This window comes from Amycolatopsis kentuckyensis, assembly GCF_002155975.1.
GTDB lineage: Bacteria > Actinomycetota > Actinomycetes > Mycobacteriales > Pseudonocardiaceae > Amycolatopsis > Amycolatopsis kentuckyensis.
Window position 1 is genome coordinate 21927 of the sequence record NZ_MUMI01000204.1, and the last position, 9681, is coordinate 31607.

A 9681-nucleotide genomic window follows, 5' to 3' on the forward strand; every position below is an offset into this window, starting at 1 on the left:
GCCGGAAGGCACGTCAAGATGCCTGGTGCCTACCTTGCGTGCGACAGGTAACGTTTCCCATATGGACCGTGCCGATCCCCCGCGACGCGTGACGATCGTCGACGTCGCCCGTCACGCAGGAGTCTCGACGACGGCGGTGTCGAAGGTGCTGCGCAACGCCTACGGTGCGAGCCCGGCCATGCGCACGAAGGTCCAGCGGGCGATCGAGGAGCTCGGCTACCGGCCGTACGCGGCCGCCCGCGGCCTGCGCGGCCAGACCTACACCATCGGCGTGATGCTGCCCGACATCCGCAACCCGTTCTTCCCCGAAATCCTCGACGGCCTCACCGACACGCTCCGCGACACCGACTACCACGTCCTGCTCGGCCCCAGCTGCGACAACGAAACCGACGAAACCCAGCTCACCGACGCGATGGTCGACCGCGGCATGGACGGGCTCGTCCTCATCGCCCCGGTCATGTCGAAGGCCCGCCTCGAACGTCTCGCCCAGACCGTCCCCACCGTCGTGGTGGGCCGCCACACCCGGTCGGCCCACTACGACACGGTGACCGACGACGACACCGTCGGCGCCGCGCTCGTCGTCGACCACCTCGCCGACCTCGGCCACCGCCACATCGTCCACATCGAACACCACGAGACCGACCGCGCCCGCCTCGCCGAGATGCCCAACGCCGTCCGCGCCGAGGGCTACCGGAGAGCCATGCACGCCAGGGGCTTGGCCGCCGACATCGTCTCGACCAGCTACACCCAGGAGGGCGGCTACCTCGGCGCCCAGCAGATCCTCGCCCGTCCCGAGCGCCCGACGGCGATCTTCGCCGGCGCCGACATCGTCGCCATGGGCGTGCTCACCGCGCTGTCCGAGGCGGGGTTGTCCGTGCCGGAGGACATCTCCCTCGCCGGCTACGACAACACCACCGTCGCGGCGCTGGGCCCGATCTCCCTCACCAGCGTCGACCAGGCCGGTCACCACATCGGCACCGACGCCGCCCGGCTCCTCCTGGAACGCATCGCCGACCGGAACCGCCCGGCGACGCAGATCAAGCTATCGCCGAAACTGGTCCCCCGGCGCACCACCGCTCCCCCACGCTGACGGCGCGGCCCAGCTCGCCAGCAGCCGGAGCCGTTCCGCCGAGGGCGAGTCGGGCCGGGCGGCGTAGGCGGTGAGCGTGAGCCCGGTGTCGGCGGACAGTTCCATCGCTTCGAAGTCGAGGACGAGTTCGCCGACGACCGGATGGCGGAACTCCTTGGTGCCGGTCCGGTGCAGGCGGACGTCGTGGGCGGCCCAGCGGGTGCGGAAGTCCTCACTGCGGGTGGACAGCTCGCCGATGAGGTCGGAAAGGTCGCGGTTGTGGGGGTCGCGGCCGGCTTCGGTGCGCAGGATGGCGACCGAGGTGTGGCAGGACTTGCCGTAGTCCGGGAAGTAGTCGCGGGCCGCGGGGTCGAGGAACCCGAAGCGGGCGAGGTTGGGCAGGGAGACCTCGCTGGTGCGCGTCGGGCTGTCGAACACCGGCGAGTACAGCGCGCGGCCGAGCGGGTTGGTGGCGAGGATGTCCAACCGTCCATTGCGGACGAACGCGGCCGTCGTCGTCATGCTGTCGAGGATCTGCTGCACGACCGGCCGGACCCGCTGCGGAGACCGGCGCCGCTGCCCGGAAGCCGAGCGGGGGCGCCCGGCCGCGTTGGCGGCGCGGGCGAGGTCGAACAGGTAGACGCGCTCGGCTTCGTCGAGCTGCAGTGCTTCGGCGATGGCATCGAGGACGCTGTCGGAGACGCCGGCGAGGTTGCCTTTCTCGACGCGGGTGTAGTAGTCGGCGGAGACCCCGGCGAGCATGGCGACCTCTTCGCGGCGCAGGCCCGGAACGCGGCGGTTGCCGCCGTAGTGCCGCAACCCGGCCTGCTCGGGGCTGATCTTGGCCCGGCGGGTGACCAGGAAGTCGCGGACCTCGGTGCTCTTGGCGCTCACACTTCCACCGTACGACGGGCCGAACCCGTGAGGGGGGTTCTGTCGTAACCCGGAAAGACGCGACCTCCCGCGCGTCCGCGAACAGGCGTTCCCTCGAAGCGTGACCACCTCCGGGAAGACCACCGCGGTCGCGGGCCTGCGTGCTCACCACTCGAAACAAGATCAACGAAAGGGAACACGATGACCGACGACACCCGGCCCGAGCCGTCCGGCGCGGAACAGATGTTCGGCGACTTCGCGCCCGCACTGGTGCACTTCACCGACGACGTCCTCTTCGGCGAGGTGTGGAAGCGCACCGATCTGACGCCGAAGGAACGCAGCCTCGTCACGGTGGCCGCGCTGGCCACGAACGGAAACACCGAGCAGCTGGTCTTCCACCTCGGCCTGGCCGAGGAAAACGGCAACACCGAGGCCGAGCTGATCGAGGCGATCACCCACCTGGCCTTCTACGCCGGCTGGCCGCGAGCGATGGCCGCCATGGCCGTCGCCAAGCAAGTCTTCCGCAGCTGACCCCCAGGAGAACACCGTGGACTTCATCCCCGTCAACGACACCGTCAAGACCCCGGCCGAGCGCTTCACCGGCGACGTCTACCTGACCATGATCAAAACGCCCGAGCCCCCGTCCCGCCTGGTCGCCTCCCTGGTCCGGTTCACCCCCGGCGCCCGCACCCACTGGCACTCCCACGCCGTCGGGCAGACCCTGCACGTCACCGACGGCGTCGGTCTCGTCGTCAACCGGGACGGCCAGGTCATCCGCATGCGGGCCGGCGACACCGTCTGGACACCGCCCGGCGAGGAGCACTGGCACGGCGGCACCAGCACCACCTGCATGAGCCACATCGCCATGCTGGAGGGCCCCGAACCCGGCGGCGACGGCACCACCTGGCTCGAACCCGTCACCGACCAGCAGTACCAGGACGCCCACCGGCAGTAACGGTGGAGGCCCGCACGACCAGCTCGGGAGAGAACTCGATCTGCGGCCGCGGCAGGTCGGGGCCGCCGTGACGGCCGGCCGAGCCGAGCGCGTCGATTTCCGCGAAGAGCAGGTCGGCCGCCGCGGTCCCCAGCTCGGCGTGCGGCGTCCGGATGCTGGTGAGCGGCACGATCGTCGACCGGGCGAACTCGATGTCGTCGTAGCCGACCACGGCGATGTCGGCCGGCACGCTGACGACCTTCGACGCCACGAAGGCCTGGACGACCCCGATGGCCAGCAGGTCGTTCGCGCAGAACAACGCGTCGGGGCGGGCCGCGGGCGGCCTGCTCGCGATCGCGTCCGCGCAGGCGATGCCGGCCTCGACCGAGCGCTCGGGCACCGGAATGACTTCCAGGGTGACGCCGGGTGCCGAACGCACGGCCGACAGCGCACCGTCGAGCCGGTCGGCCACCTGCTTCAGCTCCAGCGACGAGGAGACGAACCCGATCCGCCGGCGGCCCAGCTCGATCAGGTGGGCCGCCGCCAGCCGGCCGCCCGCGACGTGGTCGATCGAGACGGACGCCTGCTCGGGCGACTCGGCGTGGCGGGCGCTGAGCACGCTCGCGATGCCGAACGAGCGCATCCGGGCCAGCTCCGGCTCCACGTTGCCGACCGGAGCGATGATCACCCCGCTCACCAGCTGTTTGGCGAACAGCTGCAGGTAGCTGCGTTCACGCTGCTCGGACCCGGTGTCGTTGGCCATCAGCAGGTACATGCGAAAACACTCGCCACGCTCATCGGCTGAGCACTCGCCGACCGGGTCCGGGCCCTCGCGCCGCACGGCATCGACGTGTCGATCGAGCTGCGCGGCGGCACCGACCGGATCGTGACGATCACCGACCTGCGCGCCTTCGACCTGGGCATCGTGTTTCCGGCGACAGCCTCGTCACCGTGGCCAGGACGGTGCCTCCGAGAGCGAGCTGATCGAGGGCCGGGGGCGCTCATCCGATTGAACAGCGAGCCGGAGCGACTCGTGCCCGACACTGACCGTCCCGCGCGCGGATGCACGTCGGTGACCACACCCGCGCGCGATGGTTTGGGGTGCTGGGTTCGGGGTACTTGCGCAGTCCGCGCTCATTGAGCCCCCGAATCGACCGAGGACGAGCATGCCTGAGCCGACCACGCCCGAGCCCCTGCCGGCCGAGCTGCGGGCGCTGGCCGCCGACGCCGAAGCGCTCGCGGCGCGGACCGCGGAGGTGGCCGCCCGGCTGCAGACCGCGCCCGACGGCCACCTGCAGCGCCTCGCCCGGCCCATCGCGAAGGCGACCCACGACCTGAGCGACTACACCGACGAAATTTCCCGCACGGCCGAAGACCTGGCCCGGGTCCGGGTGGCCCGTGACCCCGGTCTGTGCGACGTCCCGTGGGGCGTCTGCCCGGCCCACGGTGTCACGCTGCACTCGAACGGAGGACGCGCCTGGTGCACCGAACCTGGCTGCGCCGGCGCGTGGGACTACGACCGGCTGCACACACCCTGCGCGGAGCCGGTTGCCGCGGTGGCGACCGACCAGGACGGCGTGACCGCGAGGCTGTGCGCAGCCCACGCGCGGGACGCGAGCGACCGGCTGTCCGGCTGCACCGTCTCCCGGCTGGACCACCAAGGCTTCGACGACTGAACCCCACAACACCGGCCAGCTGTTGCGGGTCACCGGGCTCACGAACTCGACAGCCCGCTCACTCCCGGAGCCACTCGCAACGTCCGACCACGGCACAGCGGCGACTTGCCGGACCCGTGTGCAACGCCGTGAGGTGTTCCCTTTAGGGCTTTCTTGAGCGATAGTGGTCGAGTCTGTGTTTTACAACGTTGTAAAGCTCTCAGGAGGCGCGATGCGCAGGCAGCTGGCGCGGAGACGTAACCGGCGTGGACTTGGCGTGATCGTCTGGCTGGCCACGGCTTGCCTCTCCGCCCAGATCGCACTCTCCGGCGTCGCGGGTGCGGCGCCCGGGGACGCCGCTCGCCCGGCGACGGCGACGCATTTCCTCGACCACACCGCCGCCCTGGCCGGTTACGCCGATCCCGGCTGGTACGAAGCGAACATCCCGTTCGTGGACCTGCCCGACGCCACGATGCAGAGCGTCTACTACTACCGGTGGCGCGTGTGGAAGGAGCACCTGCGCTACACCAACCCCACCGACGGCTGGATCTCGACGGAATTCCTCGACTGCTGCGGCTACGCCGCGCCCTACCAGGCGATCAACGCGGCCGCGGGCCACCAGCTGACCGAAGGACGCTGGCTGCGAGACCCCGGTTACGCCCAGGACTACCTGCGGTTCTGGCTCACCGGCCCCGGCGCCGGGCCCAAGCCGGCCGTCGACGACGTCAACGCCGACACCACCGACTGGGCGCACGAGTACAGCGCGTGGCTGGCCACTTCGGCCTACGGTCAAGCCCAGGTGACCGGCGACTTCGCGGCCCTGCGCGAACTGCTTCCCGCCCTCGTGCGCCAGTATCGTGGCTGGGACAAGCAGTTCAACGCCGAGCTGGGCCTGTACTGGTCAGTGCCGGTCTGGGACGCCATGGAGTACTCCGCTTCCTCCTACGAGGCGCCCAACCCGTACCACGGCGGCGCCGGGTACCGCCCGACGCTCAACTCCTACCAGTACGGCGACGCCGTCGCGATCAGCCGCATCGCGGACTCGGTCGGCGACCACCGGCTCGCCGCCGAATACGCCCAGCGCGCCGCCGGGCTCAAGGCCGCGCTGCAGAAGTGGCTGTGGGACCCGCAACGCGGCTTCTACTACGCGATGGCCCGCGACGGCAACCCGGACCACCGGTTGTCCGGCAGCCGCGAGCAGATCGGGTTCGTCCCGTGGATGTTCGGCGCCGCCGGCACCGGGAACTCCGCGGCCTGGTCCCAGCTGCGCGACCCCGCCGGGTTCGCGAGCGCCTACGGCCCGACCACGGCCGAGCGGCGCAGCCCCTTCTTCATGAAGGACGCCGGCGACTGCTGCCGCTGGGACGGCCCCAGCTGGCCCTTCGCCACCTCGCAGACCCTCACCGGCCTCGCCAACCTGCTCGACGACTACCCCGCGCAGGCCACGATGTCCAAAGAGGACTACGCCGCGGCACTGGCCACCTACGCCCGGACCCAGACCAAGGACGGCAAGCCCTACGTCGCCGAGGCCCACGACCCGGATCGCGACGCGTGGATCTACGACGGCCGCGGCCACAGCGAGGACTACAACCACTCGACCTACACCGACCTCGTCCTGTCCGGCCTGATCGGACTGCGCCCGCAGACCGGGGACACACTGGACGTCCGGCCGCTGACACCGTCCACATGGGACCACTTCGCCGCCGAGAACGTGCCCTACCACGGGCACGACGTAACGGTGCTGTGGGACCGCGACGGCCGGCACTACGGACAGGGCGCCGGGATGCGGCTCTACGTCGACGGACAGCTCGTCCGGCAGTCGGCGACCTTGCGGAACACCACGATCGACGTCGGCCGCCCGCGCCTGCCCGGGGCCGACGACCTCGTGAACGACGCCGCCAACCCGCTGCGCACCGGCTTTCCCCGGCCGATCACCTCATACACGTCGCCCTACGACAACGCGTGGAACGCCCTCGACGGCAAGGTCTGGTACAACGAGGTGCCCCAGAACACCCGGTGGACCAACTACGCCTCGCCGAACGCCAACGACTTCTACGGTGTCGACTTCGGCGCCCCGACGCCGGTCGGCGACATCCGCTGGCACGGCTACGACGACGGCGGCGGGGTCAAGCCGGCCGCGGCCTACAGCCTGCAGTACTGGACCGGCTCGGCCTGGCAAGAGGTTCCCGGCCAGATCCGCGAACAGGCGAAGCCGGCGGGCAACGGCGTCAACCGCATCACCTTCCCCGTCGTGACCACCAGCAAGGTCCGGCTCGTGTTCACCAACCCGCCGGGTGCGTTCGTCGGCGTCACCGAACTGCAGTCCTGGACGCCGTCGAGCCCGGACGCCAGGATCGGCGTCGGGCCCGCCAACGCCAACGGCGTCGTCACGATCAGCCGGAGCGTCCCGATCGACGTCACGGTGCGCAACACGACGCGGAGTCCGCTCGTCTCGCCGCGGGTGAGCCTCGCCCTGCCGGACGGCTGGTCGGCCACGCCGGCCGGGCGGCCTTCCGCCACCGCGATCCCGCCCGGACAGTCCCGGACGTGGAACTACACCCTGACGGCACCGGCGGGCGCCGAGCCAGGCAGCGCCGCGGCGCTGAACGTGACCGCGTCCTACCGCGGCCCCGGCGGCCGGCCGGAAACCACGCATCAGCGGCAGAGCCTCCAGGTCGCCCACCCGGCCGGGCAGCACGACCCGGTCGGCGCCTGGAACCTCGACGAAGGCAGCGGCGCCGTCGCCCACGACCGCGCGGGTGCCCGCGACGCAACCCTGACCGGTTCCCCCGCCTGGGTTCCCGGCGTGACCGGCACCGCGCTGCGGCTCGACGGCTCGAGCCAGTACGCGCAGACGAACGGGCCGGTCGTGGACACGACCGGGAACTACTCGGTCAGCGCGTGGGTCCGGCTGGACCGCACGGGTTCGTGGGCGACGGCGGTCAGCCAGGACGGCGACCCGAGCAGCGGGTTCTACCTGCAGTACTCCGCCGCCGACGACCGGCTGGCGTTCTCGACCAGCTCGGGCCGGGCCCTGTCGGACTTCGCGCCGCAACCCGGGCGCTGGTACCGCCTGACCGGCGTGCACGACGCCGACGCCGGCACCTACGTCCTCTACGTCGACGGCGTCGCGCAGGCCAAGACCTGGAACCAGCCCACCGGGGACGCCGCACCGGGTCCGTTCGCCATCGGCCGCGCGGTGTCCGGCGGCGCGCACAGTGATTTCTGGCCGGGCAGCGTGGACGACGTCGTGGTGTGGAACCGGGCCCTGACCGCGGCCGACGTCACTTAGGGCGGCCGGCTCCGGGCGACGCTTGCGGCTCTGGTCGTGACAACCGCTGCGAAAGAACACCGGCCGGGCCGTGACGCGGCCGTCCGGCCCGGGCGGTGCTCCCCCGGGTGGCGTAATCCGTCAGTTTCTGCCCGGAGTGCGGCGGGACGGTGTTAACTTCCGTCCCGTCATCCGCTGCCCGAGCGAGGTGTTCGAGTCACAGTGACACTGCACACGGACAAGTTCGCCGCCTACCTGCGCATGCTGAAAGACCGCAGCGGGCAGGGCTATGAACGGCTGGGCAAGCAGGCCGGGGCCAGTGGCTCCAGCCTGCACCGGTACTGCTCCGGCAAGAGCGTCCCCGCCGACTACCGCGTGGTCCACTCCTTCGGCAAGGTCTGCGGCGCCTCCCCCGCGGAGCTGCGGGAACTGCACCAGCTGTGGGCTCTGGCCGACGCCGGCCGCGTCGACGAAGCCGAGCAGGCCGAGGCCGGTGAGGACGCCGCGACGCCACGCCGGTGGCGCGCCTACGCCGCCACGGCCATCGCGGTCGTGGTGCTGCTGGCGGCCGGTCTGGTCTGGCTCACCGCCGACGCGTCCGCACCGGCGACCGGCCGGTACGCCGACCGGATGCTGTTCGCGCCGGGGTGCCAGCCGCCGGTCAGCATGGGGCAGCACGACGAGTGCGTCACCGAGGTGCAGAACCTGCTGGTCGCGGCGCACGGGCGGCTCTCGGTCGACGGCTCGTTCGGGCCGGAGACGCTGCGCCGGGTCACCGCGTTCCAGGTGCTGGCGGGCCTGCCCGCCCGCGGGGTGGTCGACGAGGCCACCAAGACCGCGCTGTACGACCGCCGGACCAGCATGGCGACCTGGCCGGCGGCCATGGTGGAGCAGCGGGTCCGGGCCGTGTTCACCGAAGCGCCGGACACCGCGGTCGCCATCGCGCGCTGCGCCTCGTTCCTCGATCCGCTCTGGGTGCTGCCGAACACGAACGGCAGCCGCAACTGGGGCGTCTTCCAGATCTCCGACGCCCGCCTGCTGGAGCTGGGCGGCTCGCCGCGGCAGGCGTTCGACCCCGTGTGGAACATCGACGCGGCGCACCGCCTGTGGAGCGTGCGCCACGACTTCCACGACTGGCCGGCCTGCTCGGCGGCGCTGACGAGCCCGCCGTCGCACTGAGCCCGGCCGGGCGCCGGGAATCCCCAGGTTCCCCGGCGCCCCGGCCGCCTCAGACCGTGCCGTTCTCCCACCACCACGACCGGCCGAGGTCGGCGCGGCTGTCCACGTGCTGGTGGTCGGTGTTGTAGGTCTCCAGTCCGGAGAACCCGCACGTCTCGGCCTTCTGGTACACGGTCTTGTTGGCCACGCCCGGCACGTTCAGGTCGGCCGCGGTGCCGTACAGGTGCATGCTGTCGCTCGCGCCGCCGATCTCCGCGTTGTGCGCGATGCTGCGGAACCCGGAGTTCACCGTGATCGGCTTGTTCCCGAGCTTCTTGCGCAGCGCCTCCAGCTTGTACATGCAGCGCCGGGCGTTCTCCTTGGCGGTGGCCGCGCTGACCTTGCCGCCGTTGAAGGTGCCGCTGTCGCGGTCGGTGAACTCGCTGAAGTTGAAGTGCACGGTCGACCCGTCGCTCTGCTCCAGCGCGGTGAGCGCGGCCTGGGTGGCCGGACCGACCTGGGCGTCCGCTCCGAGGCCGTAGGCCGCTTGGAACCTGCGGACCGCGGCCGCGGTGCCGGGACCGAACTCACCGTCGATCGAGACGCGGCTCTGGGCGGCGTGGTCGGCCGCCCAGCCGGCGACCCGGATCTGGAGCTCGGTGACGTCGGCGCCCGTGCTGCCCTCCTTCAGCGTGCGGGACCACGGGTAGGCCTGGGCGGT

At 71.4% G+C, this 9681-nt stretch carries 9 protein-coding genes; 6 read left to right on the top strand and 3 right to left on the bottom strand.

Going from position 1 to position 9681, the window contains the following annotated elements:
* Positions 1–61 precede the first annotated feature (61 nt).
* Positions 62–1090 carry a LacI family DNA-binding transcriptional regulator gene (locus CCN39_RS20485; protein ID WP_244210881.1) on the top strand — a complete coding sequence of 343 codons (1029 nt, stop codon included), beginning with the start codon at positions 62–64 and terminating at the stop codon, positions 1088–1090.
* Here CCN39_RS20485 and CCN39_RS20490 read toward each other — a convergent pair.
* Positions 1043–1963 carry a helix-turn-helix transcriptional regulator gene (locus CCN39_RS20490; protein ID WP_086844310.1) on the bottom strand — a complete coding sequence of 307 codons (921 nt, stop codon included), beginning with the start codon at positions 1961–1963 and terminating at the stop codon, positions 1043–1045. The two genes, CCN39_RS20485 and CCN39_RS20490, sit on opposite strands and share 48 nt — an antisense overlap.
* Before the next feature lie 180 nt (positions 1964–2143).
* Here CCN39_RS20490 and CCN39_RS20495 point away from each other — a divergent pair, with 180 nt between their 5' ends.
* Positions 2144–2473, top strand: a complete 330-nt coding sequence (locus CCN39_RS20495) for a carboxymuconolactone decarboxylase family protein (protein ID WP_086844312.1) — start codon at positions 2144–2146, stop codon at positions 2471–2473.
* Between the two features lie 16 nt (positions 2474–2489).
* Positions 2490–2897 (top strand): (R)-mandelonitrile lyase, encoded by a 408-nt coding sequence (locus tag CCN39_RS20500; RefSeq protein ID WP_086844314.1) that lies wholly within the window; start codon positions 2490–2492, stop codon positions 2895–2897.
* Here the strand turns inward: CCN39_RS20500 and CCN39_RS20505 are convergent.
* On the bottom strand, positions 2860–3651 hold the full coding sequence (locus CCN39_RS20505) for a substrate-binding domain-containing protein (RefSeq protein WP_244210883.1): 792 nt from the start codon (positions 3649–3651) through the stop codon (positions 2860–2862). The genes CCN39_RS20500 and CCN39_RS20505 overlap by 38 nt on opposite strands.
* A 391-nt stretch (positions 3652–4042) precedes the next feature.
* On the opposite strand from CCN39_RS20505, the gene CCN39_RS20510 reads away from it, so the two are divergent.
* The 3 genes from CCN39_RS20510 (at position 4043) to CCN39_RS20520 (ending at position 8981) form a co-directional block, all read left to right on the top strand.
* The gene (locus CCN39_RS20510; protein ID WP_086844316.1) at positions 4043–4552 is read left to right on the top strand and encodes a hypothetical protein; all 510 of its coding nucleotides are present in this window, start codon (positions 4043–4045) and stop codon (positions 4550–4552) included.
* 256 nt (positions 4553–4808) lie between these two features.
* Positions 4809–7823 carry an MGH1-like glycoside hydrolase domain-containing protein gene (locus CCN39_RS20515; RefSeq protein ID WP_244210885.1) on the top strand — a complete coding sequence of 1005 codons (3015 nt, stop codon included), beginning with the start codon at positions 4809–4811 and terminating at the stop codon, positions 7821–7823.
* A gap of 201 nt (positions 7824–8024) precedes the next feature.
* On the top strand, positions 8025–8981 hold the full coding sequence (locus tag CCN39_RS20520) for a helix-turn-helix domain-containing protein (protein ID WP_086844318.1): 957 nt from the start codon (positions 8025–8027) through the stop codon (positions 8979–8981).
* A 49-nt stretch (positions 8982–9030) separates the two neighbouring features.
* Here the strand turns inward: CCN39_RS20520 and CCN39_RS20525 are convergent.
* On the bottom strand, positions 9031–9681 hold a 651-nt coding region (locus CCN39_RS20525), incomplete at its 5' end, for a D-Ala-D-Ala carboxypeptidase family metallohydrolase (protein ID WP_086844320.1).

What these genes read in the sequence shown, in the direction of transcription:
- CCN39_RS20485 (WP_244210881.1), top strand. Translation starts at nt 62, where the DNA reads ATGGACCGTGCCGATCCCCCGCGACGCGTGACGATCGTCGACGTCGCC.
- CCN39_RS20495 (WP_086844312.1), top strand. Translation starts at nt 2,144, where the DNA reads ATGACCGACGACACCCGGCCCGAGCCGTCCGGCGCGGAACAGATGTTC.
- CCN39_RS20505 (WP_244210883.1), bottom strand. Translation starts at nt 3,651, where the DNA reads ATGTACCTGCTGATGGCCAACGACACCGGGTCCGAGCAGCGTGAACGC.
- CCN39_RS20510 (WP_086844316.1), top strand. Translation starts at nt 4,043, where the DNA reads ATGCCTGAGCCGACCACGCCCGAGCCCCTGCCGGCCGAGCTGCGGGCG.